We start from the raw sequence: 22,708 nt of genomic DNA on the forward strand, positions 1-22,708 counted from the left end.
TCACCTCGTCGGGGCCGTTGTGCCGTCGGCATTCGTCTGCAGGCGTGCCGCATGGAGTTCGTCGCGCAGCTGCGAAACGGTTTCGGACAGTCGCATGACACTGTCCTGCAGCTGCTTGATCTCGTTGTCGCTTTCCTTGGCGCGCTTGGTCGTCTCGCTGTCAACACGGTCGACGATCCACGAGGCCAGCGTGGCCGTGACGACGCCGATCAGCGCGATGCCGGTGATCATCAGGCCGACCGCAATGCATTTGCCTTGCCAGGTCACGGGGGAGAGGTCGCCGTAGCCGACGGTGGTGACGGTGACGAACGACCACCACAGCGCCTTGCCGAAATCAGTGATCGTGGCGTTTGGTGCGAGCCGCTCCGCATCGAGTATCGCCAGCGAGCCGATATAGATGAGCAGTACCGCGCTGCCGCACGCGTACATGGTGATGCGCCCGCGTACCGCCATGCCGCTGGTCCGGTTGAGCACGTTGAGCACGGCGACCAGACGCAGCAGACGCAAGGGGCGGAACATCGGCAGCACGATTGACATGAGCATGATGAGATTGTTCTTGAGCCAGGCTTTCTTGTTGCGTGCCAGCGAGATGGAGACCACATAGTCGATGATGAACAGCACCCAGATGCCGTTGATGGTTTTCTCGCACAAGGGTATGTGCGTTCGCGCGATCACCTCCCACGAGTAGGCGAAGACGAAAACCAGCGCCAATGCCGTCATCGGCCATTCGGTGACGCGCTCCCATTTGCTCAGTGTCATAGATGCTTCTTTCTGTGCTGTAATCCGCAGCATACGGTACGTGCCCATGCCGTTACGGGTCCATGCGGCGTGCGGATGGCCTCGTACGGAAAGACCCCGCCGATATATAACGAGCCATACGGAAGCATTCGACGGGAGCATTCCATATGGCTCGAAGGCGCGGGGCCGGCAAGACGCCGGTTATGCCCGCTACTCGCAGGCGACGCCGTCCTTGTCTCGGTCAAGTGCCGCACGATAGCCCGGCTGGCCCTGGTAGATCGGCGCTGCGCCGGCTTCACGCGCCGCCGTGCAGTTCTGGTAATAGACATCGGAACCGGAGCTTTGCTGTTGTGCCTGTTGTTGTGCCTGTTGTTGTGCCTGCTGTTGCGCTTGGGCCGCTGCGGCTGCGGCATCCTCGGCGGCCTGCTGCTGTTGCGCCTGCTCCTCGCTGGTCTGCGTATCGTTCTGCTGCGACTGCTGCGCGCTGGTGGCCCTCACGCCCGCATAATCAGGAACGGTCTGTGCGGGGCAGGAAGCCAGCACGCGCTCCATCGCGGACTTCTCCGCCGCGGTGACCCACAGCGAATACTTGTGCTTCACGCCGATCTGCCTGGCCACATACTCGCAGCGGAACGCCTTGTTCGACGGCAGCCACGTCGCCGCATCGCCATCGGACTTCTGCTGATTGGCCCGCCCCTGCACGGCCAGCAGATTATACGGGTCGTTCGCCAGTTCGGTGCGCGTCGTCTTGCTGAGCTTCTGCGCGCCCTTCTGCCAAGCGTCGCTCAGGGCGACCACATGGTCGATCTGCACGGCGGTGGAGGTCTTCTGCCCCCTCTTGAACGTGATGGTCTTACCGGTATACGGGTCCTGCAGCGTGCCCGACTTGACCACGCAATCATGCGTGCCGAGCTTGTGCTTCACGCCGGACAGGTCACGGTTGAGAATGTCGTTGCGCGTATCGCAGCCGTTATGATCCACATCGGCCCACGCCTTGCCGAACTGCGTGCGCTTATACCCCGTCTTCGGCGCACGGCCCTTCACCTGCAGCGTATCCAGCACGACGGTGGCAGACTGGCCGGCGCCGGTGTTATCCGCGGGCTGCGCGGCCAAGGCCGGGTCGGCCGCCATGCCAGCGGCCATGCAGGCGGACAGCAATACGGCGCACATTGCGGCGAACGGGCGGACACGTGACGGTTCGTGATGCATTGATTCCTCGTTTCTCCTCACCATGGAATGAATCAACACGTCATCATAGGAGTACGGGCGGGCGTTTCGTCGGGCGGGCGGCTCCACGCCGGCCCATGCCCGCGGGCGCGTCTGCCCATGCGACCACAATCGGCAGGTATGACCCAAGCAGCACATGACGATTACACATTGCCGGAAGGCTTCGAACACTGCGCGAAGCTCGCCCCGGTGGTGCAGGCGACCAGCGCACTCGACCGCGTCAAGGCCATCGTGCGCATCCTCAACGAGCCGGGCGGATGCCCCTGGGACGGCGAGCAGACGAACGAATCCCTGCTCAAACCCCTGTTGGAGGAAACCTACGAATACATCGACGCCGTCGAAACCGGCGACCGCGACAACATGCGCGAGGAACTCGGCGACACGCTGCTGCAATCCGTATTCCAGGCGCAGGTATGCGCACACGACCTGCACGACCCGTTCGACATCGACGAAGTATGCGACCGGCTCGTGGACAAGCTCATCACCCGCCATCCGCACGTCTTCACCTCGGGCGACGATGCCGACTCGAACAAGCCGGCCAGCGCCGAGGAGACGCTCGCGTTGTGGGAGAGGATGAAACAGAAGGAGAAACGGCGCAGCTCCGTGCTCGAAGGCATCTCGCACGCCCAAGGCGCGTTGCCCCGAGCCGCCAAAATCGTCTCACGGGTAAGCAAATCGCCGGACCACGAACGCCTGGAACACGCATTCGAACCGGGCGCGACGCCCGATGGCGCGCACGACCACCGGTACGCCGACGAGATCATCGACGTCATCCGCCGCGCACGCCGCGACGGCGTGGACATCGAAACCGACCTGCGATGCCGTCTGCGCGACATCGAAACGGCCATCACCACCATGGAGAAGGAGCAAAGACATGACTGACACCATCGACGCCAACGAGCACAAGGCATTGGACCCGCAGCTGATCAGACACTACGCCGAGGATTTCAACGCCGACAGGGCGAACCTCGTCGCCGCGAACGCCGCCGTCTCATCCGGCGTACTGGCCGCCGCCACCGACTACAAGGGCGCGCGCTCGCTGCCCCGGGACTTCTCGATCGAACTCAAGCAGGGATCGATCACGAACCAGCGCCGCTCCGGGCGCTGCTGGATGTTCGCCGCGCTCAACACCCTGCGCTACGAGGTGATGCACCAGTGGAACCTCGACGATTTCGAATTCTCCGAAACCTACCTGTTCTTCTGGGATGCGATGGAGAAGTCGAACACATACCTGGAGAATGTGCTGGCCACGCTCGACGAGCCAACCGACAGCCGTATCTTCCAGGAGATCAACTATGGTCCGGCCGATGACGGCGGCTGGTGGCAGATGTTCGCCGCGCTGGTGAACAAGTACGGCCTGGTGCCGAAATCCGCATACCCGGAGTCCGCGAACTCCAAGGATTCCGACGCGTTCAAGCAGTACCTGAACTCCAAGCTGCGTGAATTCGCCGCCGACCTGCGCGACCGTCATGCCAAGGGCACGCCGATGGAACAGCTGCGTGCGGTCAAGAACGACGACATGGCGACCGTGTACCGCATCTGCGCGATCTCGCTCGGCGAGCCGCCGGAACGTTTCGATTTCCTCGCCCGCGTGGACGACGACGCGAAGAAGGACGATAAGAAGGGCGACGCGAAGGAAGCGAAGGAAGCCGATAACGCCCCGAAGAGCGGCAAGGACGAGCGCAAGCAGATCCGCGACTTCGGCATCACGCCGGTGGAGTTCTACCGCAAATACGTGCCGGTCGACGTGAACGATCTGGTCACGCTGTGCAACGTGCCGATGGCGAGCCGACCGTACGGCAAACGCTACCGCATCAGGTTCACCGCAAATGTGGCCGAGGCCGGCGATATGGAATTCGTGAACGTGCCGCTCAACGTGTTCAAGAAGGCGGCCGTCGACCAGATCGCGGCAGGGCACCCGATCTGGTTCGCCTGCGACTGCACGCAGTTCTCCCTGCGCGGCGCCGGGTACTTCGATTGTGATACCGTGCGCGTCGACCAGCTGTTCGGCACCGAGTTCACCTTCGACAAGGGCCAGGGGCTCGAATACGGCGACAGCCCGAGCAACCACGCCATGACCCTGACCGGCGTGAACCTGGGTGAGGACGGCAAGCCCAACCGTTGGAAGGTCGAGAACAGCTGGGGCAAGGACAACGGCGAGGACGGTTACTACGTCGCATCCGACGCATGGTTCGACCGTTACGTGACCGAGATCATCATCCGCAAGGAATACCTTGACGAGGCCACGCGCTCGCTGCTTGCCACCGAGCCGATCGAACTCGAACCCTGGGAACCGCTGACCAAGCGTTCGCGTTAGGCGTGCTGACGATGGCTGCTGACGGTGGCGGAGCGGCGGACTCCGAATCGCGCACGATGCTGGAACGGGCCGAGCGATTGGCCCGCTCCCGCCATGCCGGCCAAGTGGACAAGGGCGGCATGCCATACTGGCGGCATCCGGCCAGGGTATCCGCAGGATGCGCTTCGGCCGAGGCGAAAATCGCCGGGTGGCTGCATGACCTGATCGAAGACACCGAAACCACGGCGGACGAATTGCTGGAACTCGGCTTTCCACCGGCAGTGGTGCAAGCCGTCGAACTGGATACACGGCTCGACGGCGAAGACTACATGGCGTACATCCACCGCATCCTTGCGGCATGCGATGCCGACGACCGGCAGACCAGACAGGCCGGGCGTACCGCACGCGAGGTCAAGATGGCCGACCTGCGCGACAATATGGATCTTGGCCGCCTGCGCGTCATACGCGAGGCCGACCGCCGACGTGTGACGAAATACCGCAGGGCCTATGCGCTTCTTGCGGCATGGACGGGAGAAACCGTTGCTGTGGGGGTCGAGGGCCGCGTTAGCTGTGCATCATGATGGAATTGATGGCGTCGTCAAACTTTCGCGTATAGCGATATCCGCGTGTTTCAGGCAAAAGCCGTTACTCTGTACAAACAACGATACTCCTGCATGCCCATCACGAACGCCCGCGCCAATGGCGATGGGCATACGCCATGGGATCGAATAGTCATAATCACCATCCATAATCACTACCAGGAACAGCCGGGTCGTCCGGAAACGAAAGGCGGCAAGTCATGGCGCACACGCCTCACATCGATATCGCCCACAATGCCATCACGCATCGTGCCCGTCGCATCGCGGCATCGGTCGCGGCGGTATGCTGCACATTGGCCATGGTGGCCGGATGCGGCACTGCCGACGATGCCGCGGATTCATCCGGTTCCCGCAACTCGATCGTCACCGTGAACAGCACCGAACCGACCAAAGGGCTGATCCCCAGCAATACGAACGACATGGCGGGCTGGCGCATCGCCTCGCTGATCTACGACGGACTGGTCACCTTCAGCACGTCCGGCGAATTGCAATACGTGGAGGCGAAAAGCATCGCCGCCAACGCCGACGCCACCGAATACACCATCACACTCAAACCGAACCTGAAATTCAGCAACGGCGAGAAGATCACCGCATCCACCTACGCCAAGTCGTGGTCGTTCGCAGCGAACGCCGCCAACGGGCAGGTCGGGGCCTCGACGCTTGCCACCATCAAGGGATACGACAAGCTGCAGGACGCGAACGGCGACAAGAACGCCCAGCTGTCCGGATTGCATGTGGTCGACGACAGCACGTTGAAGGTCGAACTCAACCAGCCGGATTCGTCATTCCCCTACAAGGTGGGCGACATTGCGTTCCTGCCGATCAGCTCCAAGGCGGTCAAGGACCCGGAAACCTACGGCAAGAAGCCGATCGGCAACGGGCCATACAAGGTGAAGTCGTGGACGGTGAACGAAGATCTTGAGCTTGAGAAGGACCCTTCGTACAACGGGCCGCGCAAACCGAAGAACGACGGCATCGACTTCCGCGTCTACCAGAGCCTGAACGCCGCCTACTCCGACCTGCTCGCAGGCAACCTGGACGTGCTCGACAGCATCCCCACGGTGGCGTTGGGCAGCTATCGCAAGGAGCGCCGCGCCAAGGCGGTGAACAGGCAGGGGCCGTCGTTCGTGTCGTTCACCATCCCGCAAAGCCTGGAGCATTTCCAGGGTGAGGAGGGGCGTCTGCGTCGGGCCGCCATCAGCCAGGCCATCGACCGCAACGCCATCGCCAAAGCCATATTCCGTAACACCGTCACGCCGGCCACCGATTTTCTTGCGCCCGTAATCAAGGGGCACAGTACAACGCTCGACACGAGCGGCGTGCTGTCCTACGACGCGGCCAAGGCGCGCGATCTATGGAAACGGGCCGATGCCATCTCGCCGTGGAGCGGTAGCTTCCGCATCGCCTACGGTGCCGATTCAACCGACAAGGAATGGGTCGACGCCACGGTGAACTCCATCAGGAACGTGCTGGGCATCGACGCGCAGTCATACCCGTTCTCCACGTCCAAGGAGCTGAGCAGCGCCATCAACGAGCGTAAGGTGGGGGCCGCATTCAAATCAGGCCTGCAATCCGACTACCCGCATCCGGAGGGCTACCTGGTGCAAGGGTATGACTCCTCGCAGGCCGACGGCAAAGGCCTGAACAACGGCGACTACAAAAGCGCCGAATTCGACGCCCTGATCGACAAGGCCTCTGCGCAGCCCGATCTGGACAAGGCCGTGGCCACATACCAGGAGGCGCAGAAGGTACTGCTCAAGGACCTGCCGGTGATTCCGCTGTGGTACAAGAACGTCACGGCGGCCGCCGGCAGGCACGTGAACGCGGACTTCAACTACATGGGCGTGCCCGATTATGTGAACATCACCAAATCGCACTAGTCTGCGGGTCGTCGGATCAATCCATACGGCGTATCGCTTTCCCATCTGAATATCGGACGGGGAGGCGGTACGCCGTATGTGCAATAGGACGTTTGGTAAAAAAGAGTAAAACGTTTAGAAAAAAGACGGTGGCATGTTTACCATATGATTGACGGCTGTCACAGCAGATGCCGCATCATTCAAAGGAGAAGACATGCAAGCCACGCAGACCGCTCACGGGGCGGCGATCATCGTCAACGAACAGAACCGACAATTCCATCTGACCAACGGTCGCATCAGTTACATCATCAAGGCGGACGAACAGGGGACGCTGCTCAGCCTGTACTTCGGCAAAGCCGTGCCCGACCGCGAGGACTTCGGCTACCTGATCGAACTCGCCCACAGACCCACATCGACCTGCCGTATCGACGGCGACCTGCATTACTCGCTTGAGCATCTTCGCCAGGATACCCCGAATATGGCACCGGCGACTACCGCACGCCGGCCATCGCCGTACGCCAACCCAACGGATCCGACATGGTCGACCTGACCTACGACGGCTACCATGTGAGCCAAGGCAAGCCGAAGCTCGAAGGATTGCCGGCCACCTACGTGGACAACGAAGACGATGCGGCGACATTAAGCATCGATCTTGTCGACAGGCTCATCGGCCTGAGCGTCACACTGAACTACACGGTGTTCGCCGACAAGCCCGCAGTGGCGCGCAGCGTCGTCATCGGCAACAACGGCGCCGACGCGTTGAGTGTGGAACGAGCCATGAGCCTGAGCCTCGACCTGCCTGACAGCGACTACGACATGACCGAATTCACCGGAGCCTGGTCCAGGGAACGACACCCGCACACCCAGCATCTGCATTACGGCACGCAGCAGATCGAATCATTGCGCAACGCCAGCGGGCATTTCGCCAATCCCGTCGCGGCATTCGCCAGGCCAGGAGCCAGCGAAGACCAGGGCGAGGTCATTGGCCTGGCATTCGAATACTCCGGCAACTTCGACCTGCATGCCGAAGTGGACACCTACGACGTCACACGCCTGCAGCTCGGCATCAACGAACGCGGTTTCGCATGGCATCTTGAACCGGGGGAGACCTTCCAGACCCCTGAGGCGCTTATCGCCTATTCGGATGAGGGCTACGACGGCATGAGCCGCGCATTCCACCGCCTGGTGCTGGACAATATCGTGCGGGGAGCATGGAAGCGGCGCGAACGTCCGATCCTGATCAACAACTGGGAGGCCACCTACTTCGATTTCGACGAAGACAAGCTCGTCGACATCGCACGCACGGCCAAACAGGCCGGCGTGGAACTGTTCGTGCTCGACGACGGCTGGTTCGGGGCGCGCAACAACGACACCGCGGGTCTTGGCGATTGGACGCCGAACCCGGCAAGGCTGCCGCAGGGGCTTGCCGGACTGTCGAAGAGAATCAACGATCTTGGCCTGAAATTCGGCTTATGGTTCGAACCGGAGATGGTGAACAAGGATTCCGACCTGTACCGTGCGCACCCGGACTGGGCGGTCCACACACCCGGCCGTCATATGAACCACGGCCGCAACGAGTTCCTTCTGAACTTCGCGAACAAGGACGTGGTCGACAACATCTACGGGCAGATGAGCCGACTGCTCGACGAGGCGAACATCGCATACATCAAATGGGATATGAACCGGTTCGTCTCCGAAGGCTACGATGTGACGCGCGGCGCCGAACACCAGGGCGAGGCATACCATCGTTATATTCTGGGCGTCTACGATCTGCTCGAACGGCTGCTGCAGCGCTTCCCGGATCTCATCATCGAAGGATGCGCCTCGGGCGGCGGCCGCTTCGACATGGGCATGCTGTACTACACGCCGCAGATCTGGTGCTCGGACGACACCGACGCCATCGAACGCCTCAAGATCCAGTATGGCACCAGCTACTTCTACCCACTGTCCGCCATGGGCGCGCACGTATCCGTCGTGCCCAACCATCAGGCGAACCGCATCACACCGATCGAGACCCGTGCGAACGTAGCCATGTTCGGCACCTTCGGCTATGAGCTCGACCTCAACACCCTCAGCGAGGAGGAGTTCGGCAAGGTACGCAGCCAGATCGAATTCTTCAAACGCTACCGCGAGATCATCCATACAGGCGACTTCCACCGTCTCGTCTCGCCGGACGGCAACGAGCAGGCCGCATGGATGGTGGTCTCCCGCGACCGCAAAACCGCCATCGTGGGGGACTACCGCATCCTGCTCACCCCGAACAGCAGGTATATGAGGCTGCATCTGCGCGGCCTTGACGAGAATGCGCAATACCGGGTCTCCTGCACCGGGGCATCCTCCATCGACGGCGCAGCATTCACCGGAGCCGAGCTGATGCGCATCGGCATGGTCAGTTCCGACGGCTCGTACGGCGAAATGGGCGATAGCGAACCGCTCGGCAAGGCCAGCGACTTCTCGTCCAGATTGTTCGTACTCACCGCCGAATAATCGTTCTCGCGCCCAGCGTCTCCACAAAGTCCCTGCCATGCGCCTCCCCATGGATCATGGCGGGGATTTTGCATGCCCGCTTCTGCCGTACGCTTTCATACCCCGCGGTTCGCTGCGGGCGGATGAGCCGAGCGATGAAGACAGCTGACGCGTCCCCGTGAAGTGGAACGATGGGAATCCGGTGCAAGACGGCGACGACATGCGGATGGGAGAGACATGGCAGGTATGCAGACGGAACCATGTGGCGCGAACGCCGCGGACGATGCCAAACGGCAGGAGCCCAGATTCGGCAGGCTGCCGTCGCTTATCATCGCGGTAACGGTGATCGGAATGCTCATCGGCGTGGCCGCGGGATTGCTCACCCTGATGCTGTACGTGGTGGAGCATGCGTTCCTGGGGTATGTCGAAGGCGATGGGCAGCCCGGTCCGTTCGATGTTCCCGCATGGAGACGTGCGATATCCGTGTTCGTCGGTCTGTCCATTGCCGCATTCGCCTGGTGGCTGCTGCGCACGCGAACAGCCCGCGTGCCATCCGTGAAGAAGGCCGTGAACGGCGAGCGCATGCCGTTATGGCAGACGGTCGTACACGTGCTGTTGCAGATCTTCATCGTCGGCACCGGTGCTTCGATCGGTCGTGAGGTCGCCCCTCGTGAGCTGGGTGCGTTGTTCGGCCAGCGATTCGCACATTGGATTCATCTCGGCCCGCGTGACACCCGCACGCTGGTGGCCATTACCGCAGCTGCGGGACTTGCCGGCGTATACAACGCGCCGTTGGCGGGCACGTTCTTCGCCACGGAGATTCTGCTGGCCGATATCAGCGTGGAGGCCGTGTCGCTTGCCTTCGGCTGTTCGGCGTTGGCTTCGTGGATGGCGTCGCTGGTCAAAGGCACGCATGTGTTTTATGCCATCGGGCATGTGGACGGTCTGTTCACCTCGGATCTGATCGGGTTCGCGGTGGTGGCTGGTCTGGTGTGCGGTCTGTTCGGTTCGCTGTTTCGGAGAGGATCGTCATGGGCCGAAAGTCATCGGTCCTCGGGCAGGGCGATTCTGTGGACGCTGCCGTTGGCCGGCGTGCTGACCGGTGTGGTGGCGATTTGGGTACCGCAGGTCATGGGCAATGGGCGCGCCACGGCCCAATTGGCTTTTTCCAGCGTGTCCGAATGGTCGGCGGTCGCGGTGCTGCTGCTTTCGTTCGCGGCCAAGGCGGTGGTGACGTTGCTTACCATTCGTGCCGGTGCGTCGGGTGGCGTATTGCAGCCGGGCATCGCATTGGGTGCGTCGATGGGTGCGTCGATGGGCGTGTGCTGGATGATGGTGTTTCATACCAATTCGATGGGTGTGTATGCGTTGATCGGCGCGTGCGCGCTGCTCGCCGCATCGCAGAAGGCGCCGTTGATGGCCATGTGCCTGGTGATGGAGCTGGCCGATGCGCCGTTGAACCTGTTCGTTCCCGTAGGGTGCGCCGTGGCCGTGGCAGGCTTGGTAAGCTCCGTGCTGTCGCCTAGATTGGCGGCGTGGCATCCGTGCGGCAAGCATTAGACTCTTTGCCGCGATGAAACGGCGCATGCCCATATATGGAAAAGGCCGTCACGCTCATTGGTGAACGTGACGGCCTTGATTGACGGTCAGTTGGAACTGGTGGAACCCGATGAGTCGGTTCCTGTGCCGCTGCTGGTGCTGGAATCGGTGCCGGAGCTGTTCGGCCCCGTGCCGCCGGTTCCTGTACCGCCGGAATTCGTGGAGTTGCCGGAGCCGTTCGAACCGTTGGAACTGCCTGAATCGTTGGAATTGCCTGAACCCGAGTTGCCGGAGTTGCCCGACCCGGAATTGCCGTTCTGATTGGTGGAGTTGCCGGAGCTGTTGGAGTTGCCGGAGTTGGAGTTTGTGCCCTTGTTCGAGCTGGTTCCGGAATTCGAATTCGTGCCGGAGCCGTTTTGCTCCGTGGGATTCTTGGAATCATACGGGGAGTCGGTTCCGTAACCGTTGCGCGGCTTGTGGTCGTCGGTGCCGTACTGGTTGGAATCAGGGGTGGTGGTGTCCTGAGTGTTCTGGTCCGCGCCATCGTTCGGCGTCTCCACGACGGAGGATTTGCCGGTCATGTCACGTACCACGGTATCGGTGCCCTTGCCCTGCGTGAACAGCAGCACCACGCCGGCGGTGAGCGCCACGCCGACCAGACCGCTGATCAGCGAAACGACGATGGCCATGCGTTTGACATTGCGATGACGAACCTGTGCGAAGGTCTGCACCTTGCCGTCGCTGCCGGCAGGGGAGAGCGCACCGTTGGAGACAACGGTACGGGGCTGTTCCAGCGAGCTCATGTCCGCGGTGTCTTCAGTGCTTGTGGCCTTTTCGGCATCCGCGGCGGCGGTGGTCTGGTCGCCGGCAGCGGATTCGGCCTGTTCGGCCTGCTTGGACTGATCGGACGCAGCGCCTTCCGACTCGCTGGAGGAGCCGCCCAACGGGCTTGCCGCCTGCAGCTTCTCGCCCGAGGCCTTCAGTACGTTCTGGTAGACCTTGCCGGCCACCGTCGAGATGATGTAACTGGCCGCGGCGCCGATGGTGGAACCGGCGACGCCGATCTTGCCGGCCAGGAAAAACGATGTGATCGCCGCGAGCGAGCCCGCGATGATCTGGGATATGGATATGCCTTCGAAAAACTTCTTCACGGTACCCGACCATAGCCATAGACACTGGAACGACACTGGGCTAATGGTGAAGGATTTGCAATCTTTGCAACCCCCTGAGACTGTGGAATGAGAACGCGCGGATGATCTCATTCCACAGCACGAGGAGAGCCTGTCGTTCTCCTACCGAAGGCTGAGCATGGTGCCGACGAACGATTTGAGGCAACGTGAACATTGTCACATCGACGAGCCGTGCGTCGAACGTCCAAGCACGATACGCTTGACACAGTTGCGGATTCAACGACGAAAGGAAGCACCATGGCAACCATCACTCCGGAAATGAGGGAATTCATCGAGCACAACCTCGGCTGGGTCGCCACCGTCTCGCCGCAAGGCCAGGTGGATTTGGGGCCGAAAATGTCCACGTTCGTCATAGACGACAACCACATCGGGTATCACGAACGCACCGCCGGGCAGATCATGAGCGACCTGCGCAACGGTTCGCCGCTGGTCATCGCCTTCGCGAATCTGGAGGAACGCAAGGGGTACCGTTTCCGTGGCATCGTCACCCTGCACGATGACGACGCGCTTTACGAGGAGCAGGTGCGTGTGGCTGAAGCCAGGGGAACGAAGAAGCCGGCCGTCATTCCGGTGCTTGAAGTCACCGAGATCCAGGATCTGACTCCGGGTGCCGCCGCAGGCACGACCATCAGCAAAGACTGAAAGCCCTGACGTGCGGCCATGCCCGCATACGAACCGTATACGAGCATGGCCGCACGTTGCTATCCGTACTGTGCATGTCGAGCGAGTGCAACGGCCTAGGCCGTTTTGCTGGTGCGGAACAGCAGATGGGTGCCGGAAGAGGACGTGGTGGCGAACAGGTAGACGTTGCCGCCGTCCTTCAATTTGAGTTTGTTGCGCAACGCTGCGACGGACATCGGAAAATTACGGGTGGCGATATTCGCCCTGCCTACGCCTTCAAGCGCATGCCGCAGTTCGCGTTTGTTCATTGTGCATACCGCGTCGATGGCGAATGACCGGCCCGGGAAACCCGCCACGGGCTTGATGCTGGTGAACAGGTGACTGTTCGGCGCAATCTGGTGCACGCCGAATCTGTGTTCGATCAGGGCGAAGCACCCCGCCTTCATGATCGAGGCGTTCGGCTCATACAGGAACCGTGCATCCGCTGGATCATATGCGTCATTTGCCGTGCCGGTCCTCTCGTCTGAACCGATCTTGTAATCGATCACGCGATCGTCATCCACGCAATACATGTGCGGGGAGGTGCAACGGTCCCTGCCGATGACCAGCAGCAGTTCCTTGCATTCGTCACCAGCGCAGACGATATGCACCTCGTGGACCAGGCCGGCGAAATCCTCCACGGTCTTATGCCAGTCCAGCATGGGGGAGAGCTTGACCATGACATGCGGCGCCTTTGCCAGCAGCGCATCCGCCAACGCCAATACGTCGGGCGTGCAATCGGCGATGGCATAGGTGCGGGCGCCATGCGCATCACGCCGTGCCGGGTCGAGAAAGACCAGTGTGGCCTGATCCATTCCCTGAAGGAAATGCTCCGCCTCGTCATTCACGATCCGCGCGTGCGCCACACCCAATGCGGCCATATTATGCTCTGCGAGCTCACACAGAACAGGTTGGCGCTCCACATACGTCGCATGACCGAACACGCGTGCCATATAGGAGAAATCCACGCCGAACCCGCCGGTCAGATCGACCAACAAGCCGTTCGCGGCAGCATCGGAACCGACGATTCGCTTGGCGACGCCGGCCTTGTACCGCGCCGTGGACTGCGAGGAGCATTGCTCCATCGACAGGTGCGGAGGGTAGACCACGCCATCACATGCCGCCCAGTCGGGAAGCTTCGTACGGGCCGTCTGCCATCCGGCGATCTGATTGAGCGCCAGAGGCAGATTAACGGCGTCACCACGCTTCGCATGCAACGCCAGATCGCGAACATTCTCCATACGGTGCGCCGCAACGAACGCACGGGTCTCATCATTCATCACCCCATCATTGTAGGACCCGCCGCCCTATCGGGTGCGGCCGGCACGAAGGCGCGGGACTAGAGTATGGGTATGGGAAACATGGTTGATTACGTACGAACGGAAATGCGCACATTCGCCCACAAGCCGTTCGGAGCGGTGGATTCGCTGGTGCTGTCCGAACTGGCCTATATCAGAATGCCGGCAGCGGTGCCATTGTTCGGCTCGGCCCGCAGCATAGCCACCGTGCCCATATGGGAACTGCTTCAGGCCGAACACTACCCGGAAATGTTCTGCACGGGATCCCAATATGATGCCGGCCGGCACGATCTGCTGGTCGCCGTAGCCGAAAGCCCCAGATTCCGCGGACTGCGGGTGGGAGAATACGCGGAACGATTCGACGAGCACACTGAAACGCAGTTCGCGGCAGTCACCTTCGACCTTACGGACTGCGACGGCATCCAGCCGGACGCCGACAGCGTGAGAACAATGCTGTATGTGGCGTTCCGCGGCACCGACAACTCACTGGTGGGCTGGAAAGAGGACTTCAATATGAGTGTACGATGCCCGGTCCCATCGCAAAGCCAGGCCGTGGAATACTACCGATCCGTCGACGAACGCGCATCGAACCCCTTCGCCGCGCATCCCGCGCGCATCGCAGTCGGAGGCCATTCCAAAGGCGGCAACCTCGCCGTATACACAGCCATGAAAACCCAATCCGACCATATCTCGCGCATATTCTCCCACGACGGCCCCGGATTCATGCGCGAGGTCACACGCAGCCACGCCTTCCACGCCATCGAGCCACGCGTGGAGAAAACCGTTCCGGAATCCTCCGTCATCGGCATGCTCATGAGCACCGTGAGCCGATACACCATCGTCGAAACAAACGTCTCCGGCATCATGCAGCACATGGGGTTGAACTGGCGCATCGAAAACGGCGAATTCGTCACCAAACCCGAACTCACCCCCGCCTCACGCCTGCTCGACCGCACCCTGGACGCATGGATGGAACAATTCACCGATCAGGAACGCGCCTGCGCGGTCGACCAATGCTACGACATCATCGCCTCCGCAGGGTACCCGTCATTCGCCGAACTCACCGACCATATGGGCGAGGCCCTGCCGACCATTGCGCAAGCGGCCAGAAAAACCGACGAGGCGACGAAAACACTGATCCTCAACATCCTCAAAGCATTCCCCATCACGGCGGCAAAATCACTATTCGAAGAATGGCCGACGGCAGACGGGAAAGGAAACGAGACGGTACGAACGGCAACGATGAACGAAAAGCAACAGAAAAGTGAACAAGTACCATGACCGCCCGTCCAAAGTCGTGCCCATAGGGCTAGACTTGGCACGGTTCGATTACAGGAAGGGCGGCCACAGGAAGTAGGACAGGCACGGCCGCAGAGGATTCGGAGAGGCGGGTGAGAAACGATGTTGAGGATGTTCAGCACCATTAACGGCCAAGTGGAGCGTGTAGAGAAACCGGAAAGCGGCTCATGGCTATGCCTGAGCGAACCCACGGACGCTGAGCTGGCATCCGTCGCCTCCGAAACTGGCATCGACCTCGCCGACCTGCGCGCCCCCCTGGATGACGAGGAACGCTCGCGCGTGGACGTCGAAGACGACTACACGATGATCATCGTCGACATCCCCACCGTCGAAGAACGCGGCGGACGAGACTGGTATGAAACTATTCCGTTGTCGATCATCGTCACCGAAACCCTCATCGTCACCGTCTGCATGCAGGACACCCCGGTGCTGCACCCCTTCATGGAAGGCACGATCCGCGGATTCAACACCTTCATGCGCTCGCGGTTCATTCTGCAGATCCTGTACCGCAATGCCACCATGTATCTGCGCTATCTGCGCATCATCGACCGCGAGAGCGACAAGCTCGAACTCAAGCTGCGCCATTCGATGCACAACCGCGAGATCATGATGCTGATGGAACTGAGCAAGACCTTGGTGTACTTCACCACATCGCTCAAATCGAACGAAATCGTGATGGAAAAGCTCACCACCCTGCAGCGCATCAAACAGTATCAGGACGACGAGGATCTGCTTGACGACGTCATTACGGAAAACAAGCAGGCCATCGAGATGGCCAACATCTACAGCGGCGTTCTTGCGAACATGACCGACGCCTTCGCGTCGATCGTGTCGAACAACATGAACAATGTGATGCGCATCTTCACCATTATCTCGATCACGCTTTCCGTGCCGACGCTGATCTTCTCCATGTACGGCATGAACTTCCAGGAGGGCATGCTCGGCATGCCGTTCACCGACAAGCCCTGGGGTTTCACCGCCGTCGTTCTACTGTCCGTCATACTGTCCGCGTTGGTCACTTGGTTCCTGACGCGCTCGCGGAATTTTAGATAAGGCCCATCGAAGGTGATGGGCGTTCCGATGAGCAAGGCAGGCATGATGAGGCGCGGTCGCATGGCCCGCGCGGCCGGAGCATGCCTGGCGGCGGCGTTGATGCTGCCGGGTGCGGCCGCGTGCGGTGCCGGGCAGGTCGATTCCTCGATCATCCAGCCGAACGGGCCGATTCTCACCATCGGCATCTCATCGGACGTGCCCGGGTTGGGATTCTGGCATGAGGGCGCGTACGAAGGCTTCGAGGTGAATGTCGCCCGATATGTCGCGGGGAAGCTGGGGTACGCGAGGAAGCAGATCGTGTTCAAGCAGGTGATGCCCGCCGATCGTGCGGCGCGGCTCGCCGACGGCGGTGTGGACATGGTCGTCGAGGCCATGCCCACACCGGACGAGTCGACGGATTCCGGTCAATCCGGCGAAACCGACGGGACCGGCAAGACTGACGGGCCCGGCAAGGCGATCGTCGCCGCGGACGATGCGGCGCAGTACGCCGGTCCGTACCTGTCCACGTCGCAAAGCGTGCTGGTCCGCCCGGAGGATAAGGTGGCGATGACCGGCACCGGCGCGTTGCGTGGGCAGACGGTGTGCACGGTGAAAGGCAGCGGCGCTAGCGAACGTTTGTTAGCCACGCAGCCCAAGGCGGATATCGAGGAGCGCGGCTCCTACCCGCAGTGCGTCACCGATCTGATGACGGGCAAGGCGAAGGCCGTGGCCGGCGATGCCGTGATTCTCGCCGGCCTGGCCCACGCCCAGGCACGTGACGTGGGCGTGGTCGCGCGGAGCATCTCCTATGGGAAGGGCTCCTACGGCATCGCGGTGCCGAAAACCTCGAAAACGTTGGCCAAGAACGTTGCGGACGCGCTGTCCGACATGCGCTCCGACGGCACATTGAAGGAATACCAACAGCAGTTGCAGGCCGAAACCGGCTGGAAGGAATGACGGATGAGACGTGGAGTGTTGCAGGCTGGGGAGAAGGTGCAGTTCTCGGACCGCAAAGGCAAGAAGATCACCGAGCAGCTGACGCCGGGCGGGGTCACCCAGACCGAACATGGCCTGATCCTGCACGATGACGTGATCGGCCGGACCGAAGGCGTGGTCGTCACCACCGTCACCGCGAAACGTGAAGGAACCGACAGCGCCAAGCCGTGGAAGGCGGCACGCGCCATCGGCGGTTGGCAGTACGCGGTCATGCGTCCGAGGTTGGCGGATTACGTGCTGTCCATGCCGCGCGGCGCACAGATCATGTACCCGAAGGACATCGCCCAGGTCATTCAGCTCGGCGACATCCGACGCGGGCTGCGCGTGCTCGAATCCGGCGCGGGATCCGGCGCGATGAGCGTGAACCTGCTTGACGCCGTGGGGGAGAACGGGTCGCTGACCACCATCGAGCTGCGCGCCGATTTCGCGCGGGTAGCCAAAGCGAACGCCACGCTCTACTACGGCAAGCGCCCCGAATGGTGGAATCTGAAGGTCGGTGACTTCGACAGCGTGGCCGCCACGCTGCCCGAACACTCCTACGACCGCATCATGCTGGACATGCTCGACCCATGGAACCGGCTGGAACAGGCATACCGCGTGATCGCTCCGGGAGGCGTGCTCGTCTGCTACGTCACCACCACCACGCAGATGAGCCGATTGGCCGAAGCCTTGCGCGAATCCGGAGTGTGGACCGAGCCTGACATCCAGGAAACCTTGGAACGCAGTTGGAAGGCGCAGGGGCTTGCCGTCCGACCGGATCATCAGATGATCGGCCACACCGGTTTCCTGGTCGTCTCCCGCGCCATGGCCGAAGGTTTCCAGGCGTTGAAGAAGCGCGACCGCGCCACCAAGGACACGGTCACCGACATCGACGACCTGACCCCGGAGGAGCGCGAGGCGCAGCTGGAGGATCTTCAGCTGCGCGACATCTCCGACCGCAAACTGCGTAAGGTGCTGCGCGATCTCGACCGGCAGCTCGGCGAGATCGGCGAGGAGTAACCGATAAGATGGAAGCGGCGGGGCACGCCGAAGGCGCCCGACCGATGACGTTCGATAGGGGGCTACAATGGCAAGCCGAATGAGCAAGACCGCGAAGAAAGCCAAGCAATACGATCACGTGCTGATCCTGATGCGTCATGCGAAGGCCGAAGTCACGGGTAAGAACGGCGATTACGACCGTCCGCTGGCGGAGAAGGGGCTTAAGCAAGCCAAGAAGGTCGCCAAGGGATTGCGCGAGATGAAGCTCGTGCCGGAGGTCATCGACTGTTCGGCGGCGCTTCGTGCCCGCCAGACCTGCGGCAGGCTGCTCAAGGTATTCGGTGACAAGACGCAGGTCGACTACCATCAGAGCCTGTACGACGGCGGCTTGCAGGCCGTGTTCGATGAGCTCGCCCACGCCAAGGACAAGACGCGTGTGATGATGGTGCTCGGCCATGAGCCGACGATATCGATTTGTGGGCAGTGGCTCGCCTCCGACGAATCCAAAGCGGACCGCATCGACATGCTCAATCTCGGCGTGCAGACCGCGGGCGTTCTGGTGCTCGCCTCGAACAAGCCGTTCAACCAGTGGCAGCTGCATGACGGTGTGCTGCTGGCGGTCATGTCGCCAATGGACTTCGAATAGTACGCCGTCCTAAGGCGAAACCGTCCGCACGGTGTCTGTTCGGCGCCTACTTGGCTTATATATGGCGGATTCGGGGGAGCGCTTTCCTCTAGGTGGCTTATAAATGGCACTCAAAGCGCGATACCGCGAGTAGGAACCGCACAATCGCAACGTCTATACTTGCGATATCCACGTATGGGTGCCATCTGTAAGCCACTTGGTTTTCCGCGGACCCTTGGATCCGCCACATATAAGCGAGTTACCCGTTCCGCGGCTTCCCGGCAAGCCGCGGAACCCGATGAACCCGCCTCAGCGGGTCCGTGAACGGGCCGGGATTTCCCTCGCGCGCAGAGGCGCCCACACAGCTATAACCTTCGTCTATAACGACACCCCAGCGGTCTTGATAGCCTGATTTTGGAACGATTTTGATAGGGTGGACGGGTTCAATGACGTATCCGTAGTAGGCATTTTGGGAGGATTCATGTCCGCACTTACGTCCGTGTCCGGGTTCCCGCGCATCGGTCAGAACCGAGAGCTCAAGAAGATCATCGAAGCGTATTGGAAGGGCAACGCCAGCCTGGGCGAGGTGCGTGCCACCGCCAAGGAACTTCGCGCCAAGCACTGGAAGCTCGAGCAGGAAGCGGGCATCGACCTGATTCCGAGCAACGACTTCAGCTACTACGATCAGATGCTCGATACCGCGATCCTGCTGAACGTGATCCCGCAGCGCTACCAGCGTCTCGCCTTCGAGAACCCGGAGGAGACCCTGTTCGCGATGGGCCGCGGCTACCAGGGCGACAAGGGTGACGTGACCGCACTGCCGATGAAGAAGTGGTTCACCACCAACTACCACTATCTGGTCCCCGAAATCGACGAGGCCACCGAAATCAAGCTCAACAGCACCAAGCCGTTCGACGAGTTCAACGAGGCCAAGGAGCTGGGCATCGTCACCAAGCCGGTGCTCATCGGCCCGTACACCTTCCTCAAGCTCGCCCGCAACCCGCAGGCCGAGGAGGTCGAATACGACCGCGGCCTGATCGATGCCGTCGCCGCTGTGTACGCCGAAGTCATCACCAAGTTCGCCGGTCTGGGCGCCGAATGGATCCAGATCGACGAGCCGTATCTGGTGCTCGACAAGGAGGACGGCGACCTTTCGCTGTTCAAGTCCCTGTACTCCAAGATCCTGTCGGCCCGCAAGGGCGCCGTCAAGGTGCTGCTCAACACCTACTTCGGCCATATCGCCGACGCCTACGAGACCGTCAACCTGCTCGGCTTCGACGGTATCGGCCTCGACCTCAACGAGGGCCGCGAGGAGAACCTCGCCGCCGTCGAACAGTACGGCGTCGCCGAGAACACCACCATCTTCGCCGGTGTGATCAACGGCCGTAACATCTGGCGCAACAACTACGCGGTCAGCCTCGGCTTGGTGGATGCCCTGAAGAAGGTCACCCCGAACGTCGCCGTCTCCACCGCCAGCTCCTTGCTGCACGTGCCGTTCAGCACCGAAGGTGAAACCGGTCTGGCCGACGAGGTGCGCAGGCACTTCGCGTTCGCCGTCGAGAAGTTGGGCGAACTGCACGAGGTCGCCGTGCTGGCCGATGCCGACGAGGAAGCCAAGAAGGCCTCCGCCGAGCTCAAGGCCAATCAGGCGCTGTTCGACGGTACCCGCGTCGCCTCCGACCCGGCCGTCGCCGCCCGTCTCGCCGCGCTGACCGACGATGATTTCGTCCGCCAGCCCGCCCGCGCCGAACGTCAGAAGGAACAGCGCGAGGCCCTTGGCCTGCCGCTGCTGCCCACCACCACCATCGGCTCCTTCCCGCAGACCAGGGAGATCCGCGCCGAACGCGCCAAGCTGCGCAAGGGCGAGATCGACAAGGCCGAATACGACGAGTTCATGAAGAGCCAGATCGACGCCTGCATCAAGCATCAGGAGGAGATCGGTCTCGACGTGCTGGTCCACGGCGAATTCGAGCGCAACGACATGGTCGAATACTTCGGCCAGAACCTCAACGGCTTCCTGTTCACCAAGAACGCGTGGGTCCAGTCCTACGGCACCCGCTGCGTGAAGCCTCCGATCGTCTGGGGCGACGTGTCCCGCGCCAACCCGATCACCGTCGAATGGAGCGCCTACGCCCAGTCCCGCACCGACCATGTGATGAAGGGCATGCTCACCGGCCCGGTGACCATCCTCAACTGGTCCTGGCCGCGTGAGGACATCACCCACGAGCAGCAGACCCAGCAGCTCGCCCTCGCCATCCGCGACGAGGTGCTCGATCTGGAGGCCGCCGGCATCAAGGTCATCCAGATCGATGAGGCCGCACTGCGCGAGAAGCTGCCGCTGAGGAAGACCGACTGGCATAAGAAGTACCTGGATTGGGCCATCCCGGCGTTCCGTCTGGTGCACTCCGCCGTCAAGCCGACCACCCAGATCCACACCCACATGTGCTACTCGGAGTTCAACGACATCATCAAAGACATTGACGCCATGGACGCGGATGTGATCTCCTTCGAGGCTTCCCGCGGTGATCTGGTGGTGCTCGACGCCATCCACGACGCCAAGTTCGAAACCGAGGCCGGCCCGGGCGTCTACGACATCCATTCCCCGCGCATCCCCTCCGAGCAGGAGATCGAGGATCGCATCTACGAGATCCTCAAGAAGATGGACGTGGAGAAGGTCTGGATCAACCCGGACTGCGGTCTGAAGACCCGTGGCAACGCCGAAACCTGGCCGAGCCTGGAGAACCTGGTCGCCGCCGCCAAGGCCGTGCGCGCCAAGATCGCCAAGTAACTCAAGTAACCCAGCAACTCAGGCAATCGCGGTAGCCGAACGGTGCCTACGGGCATCCGCATGCCGCATATCAGGCGAGGGCCGTTCCCGTCCGCTCCTTCCGATGGGGACGGCCCTCGCCATACGCGCACGCCGACGGTGACGCCCGGCGTGCGGGCGACGCACACGAATGCGCCGCGACCATCATGGGCCATATCGGTCCGATCACGAGGTGAACAGGAGAAGAAATGACCTCGCCGCTGTTTTCTCTGGAAGTGTTCCCGCCGCGCAGGAACGCGCCGGTCGGCACCATCTACGACACCCTCGACGGATTGCAGGGTCTTGCCCCGGCGTTCATCTCCGTCACCTACGGCACCGGCAAATCCAAGGACCGCACCGCCACGGCGCGTATCGCGAACACGATCCGTGGCGAATACGGTATTCCCGCAGTGGCCCATCTGACCGCCCAGTATTTGGACAAGGAAGCCGCCGATGTGGCGCTTGACCTGTTCGAAGTGGCCAAGGTGGGAGGCATCCTCGCTCTGCGCGGCGACCGCGTGGAGGGCGAAACCCCCGCCGGCGTGTTCGAATACGCCAGCGACCTGGTTACCTACATCCGCAAAACCAGGCCGCAGCTCAAGGTGTACGGCGCCTGCTACCCGGAGAAGCATCCGCAGGCCAAAACCTTGGATGAGGACATCGACAATCTCAAGCGCAAGGTCGATGCGGGCGTCACGCACCTGATCTCCCAGCTGTTCTACGACAACGTCGACTTCTACCGGTTCCTTGACAAGGCTCGCGCCGCCGGCATCGACGTGCCCATCGAGGCGGGCATCATGCCCGTCACCAACGCCAAATCCGTGCGTCGCATGAGCTCCACCTGCGAAGCCCGCGTGCCCGAATCGGTGGAGGTGATGTTGCAGCGTTGGGGCGAGAACCCCGCGACGCTGCGCGAGGCCGGCATCGCGTATGCCTCCCAACAGGTCGCCGATCTGGTGGCCCACGGCGTGGACGGCGTCCACCTGTACACGATGAACCACCCGGCCGTCGTCCGCCGCATCTGGAACAACGTTTCCGGACTGTTCACGGACTGACTTTCGGACCGGCTTTCGGACCGGCCGTGGGCTATCCGCGGCCGC

19 protein-coding genes are annotated in these 22,708 nt (G+C 61.7%); 15 read left to right on the top strand and 4 right to left on the bottom strand.

Features of this window, described 5'->3' with window-relative positions:
- Entirely contained in the window at positions 1-759 is a 759-nt protein-coding gene (locus BUB29_RS01820; protein WP_051915043.1) for a potassium channel family protein, read from the bottom strand.
- Between the two features lie 189 nt (positions 760-948).
- Positions 949-1,881: a GmrSD restriction endonuclease domain-containing protein gene (locus BUB29_RS01825; protein WP_407640899.1), complete on the bottom strand. Its 933-nt coding sequence runs from the start codon at positions 1,879-1,881 to the stop codon at positions 949-951.
- A 204-nt stretch (positions 1,882-2,085) separates the two neighbouring features.
- Between BUB29_RS01825 and BUB29_RS01830 the strand changes: the two genes are divergently transcribed.
- The 7 genes from BUB29_RS01830 to BUB29_RS01855 all read left to right on the top strand — a co-directional run bounded on the left by BUB29_RS01830 (position 2,086) and on the right by BUB29_RS01855 (position 10,745).
- A complete protein-coding gene (locus BUB29_RS01830) occupies positions 2,086-2,847 on the top strand; it encodes a nucleoside triphosphate pyrophosphohydrolase (protein WP_033522916.1) in 762 nt (253 codons plus the stop codon).
- Entirely contained in the window at positions 2,840-4,282 is a 1,443-nt protein-coding gene (locus BUB29_RS01835) for a C1 family peptidase (RefSeq protein WP_033522915.1), read from the top strand. Before BUB29_RS01830 ends, BUB29_RS01835 begins: the two co-directional genes overlap by 8 nt.
- Before the next feature lie 11 nt (positions 4,283-4,293).
- Positions 4,294-4,842: an HD domain-containing protein gene (locus BUB29_RS01840; protein WP_051915049.1), complete on the top strand. Its 549-nt coding sequence runs from the start codon at positions 4,294-4,296 to the stop codon at positions 4,840-4,842.
- 218 nt (positions 4,843-5,060) lie between these two features.
- The gene (locus tag BUB29_RS01845; RefSeq protein ID WP_143155121.1) at positions 5,061-6,740 is read left to right on the top strand and encodes a peptide ABC transporter substrate-binding protein; all 1,680 of its coding nucleotides are present in this window, start codon (positions 5,061-5,063) and stop codon (positions 6,738-6,740) included.
- Between the two features lie 193 nt (positions 6,741-6,933).
- The gene (locus BUB29_RS10005) at positions 6,934-7,269 is read left to right on the top strand and encodes a hypothetical protein (RefSeq protein ID WP_234356149.1); all 336 of its coding nucleotides are present in this window, start codon (positions 6,934-6,936) and stop codon (positions 7,267-7,269) included.
- A complete protein-coding gene (locus BUB29_RS01850) occupies positions 7,227-9,206 on the top strand; it encodes an alpha-galactosidase (protein WP_234356150.1) in 1,980 nt (659 codons plus the stop codon). Before BUB29_RS10005 ends, BUB29_RS01850 begins: the two co-directional genes overlap by 43 nt.
- A gap of 216 nt (positions 9,207-9,422) precedes the next feature.
- Positions 9,423-10,745, top strand: a complete 1,323-nt coding sequence (locus tag BUB29_RS01855; RefSeq protein WP_033522914.1) for a chloride channel protein — start codon at positions 9,423-9,425, stop codon at positions 10,743-10,745.
- Between the two features lie 86 nt (positions 10,746-10,831).
- Here the strand turns inward: BUB29_RS01855 and BUB29_RS01860 are convergent, their stop codons facing one another.
- The gene (locus tag BUB29_RS01860; protein ID WP_033522912.1) at positions 10,832-11,875 is read right to left on the bottom strand and encodes a hypothetical protein; all 1,044 of its coding nucleotides are present in this window, start codon (positions 11,873-11,875) and stop codon (positions 10,832-10,834) included.
- A 276-nt stretch (positions 11,876-12,151) separates the two neighbouring features.
- Between BUB29_RS01860 and BUB29_RS01865 the strand changes: the two genes are divergently transcribed.
- Positions 12,152-12,556, top strand: a complete 405-nt coding sequence (locus BUB29_RS01865) for a pyridoxamine 5'-phosphate oxidase family protein (RefSeq protein ID WP_033522911.1) — start codon at positions 12,152-12,154, stop codon at positions 12,554-12,556.
- A 95-nt stretch (positions 12,557-12,651) separates the two neighbouring features.
- On the opposite strand, the gene BUB29_RS01870 is transcribed toward BUB29_RS01865, so the two are convergent.
- The gene (locus BUB29_RS01870) at positions 12,652-13,854 is read right to left on the bottom strand and encodes a THUMP-like domain-containing protein (RefSeq protein WP_033522910.1); all 1,203 of its coding nucleotides are present in this window, start codon (positions 13,852-13,854) and stop codon (positions 12,652-12,654) included.
- Positions 13,855-13,926: 72 nt separating this feature from the next.
- Between BUB29_RS01870 and BUB29_RS01875 the strand changes: the two genes are divergently transcribed.
- The 7 genes from BUB29_RS01875 to metF all read left to right on the top strand — a co-directional run bounded on the left by BUB29_RS01875 (position 13,927) and on the right by metF (position 22,663).
- Complete coding sequence (locus BUB29_RS01875; protein WP_073117553.1) at positions 13,927-15,153, top strand: Mbeg1-like protein; 1,227 nt, start codon at positions 13,927-13,929, stop codon at positions 15,151-15,153.
- 120 nt (positions 15,154-15,273) lie between these two features.
- Complete coding sequence (locus BUB29_RS01880; RefSeq protein WP_033522909.1) at positions 15,274-16,224, top strand: magnesium transporter CorA family protein; 951 nt, start codon at positions 15,274-15,276, stop codon at positions 16,222-16,224.
- 27 nt (positions 16,225-16,251) lie between these two features.
- Positions 16,252-17,160 carry a transporter substrate-binding domain-containing protein gene (locus BUB29_RS01885; RefSeq protein ID WP_159046720.1) on the top strand — a complete coding sequence of 303 codons (909 nt, stop codon included), beginning with the start codon at positions 16,252-16,254 and terminating at the stop codon, positions 17,158-17,160.
- Positions 17,161-17,163: 3 nt separating this feature from the next.
- Positions 17,164-18,198 carry a tRNA (adenine-N1)-methyltransferase gene (locus BUB29_RS01890; RefSeq protein ID WP_033522908.1) on the top strand — a complete coding sequence of 345 codons (1,035 nt, stop codon included), beginning with the start codon at positions 17,164-17,166 and terminating at the stop codon, positions 18,196-18,198.
- Between the two features lie 67 nt (positions 18,199-18,265).
- Entirely contained in the window at positions 18,266-18,823 is a 558-nt protein-coding gene (locus tag BUB29_RS01895) for a SixA phosphatase family protein (protein WP_033522907.1), read from the top strand.
- A gap of 460 nt (positions 18,824-19,283) precedes the next feature.
- The gene (metE, locus tag BUB29_RS01900; RefSeq protein WP_033522906.1) at positions 19,284-21,590 is read left to right on the top strand and encodes a 5-methyltetrahydropteroyltriglutamate--homocysteine S-methyltransferase; all 2,307 of its coding nucleotides are present in this window, start codon (positions 19,284-19,286) and stop codon (positions 21,588-21,590) included.
- A gap of 227 nt (positions 21,591-21,817) precedes the next feature.
- Positions 21,818-22,663: a methylenetetrahydrofolate reductase [NAD(P)H] gene (gene metF, locus BUB29_RS01905; RefSeq protein ID WP_033522905.1), complete on the top strand. Its 846-nt coding sequence runs from the start codon at positions 21,818-21,820 to the stop codon at positions 22,661-22,663.
- Positions 22,664-22,708 lie beyond the last annotated feature (45 nt).

The organism is Bifidobacterium merycicum DSM 6492 (assembly GCF_900129045.1).
Classification (GTDB): Bacteria; Actinomycetota; Actinomycetes; order Actinomycetales; family Bifidobacteriaceae; genus Bifidobacterium; species Bifidobacterium merycicum.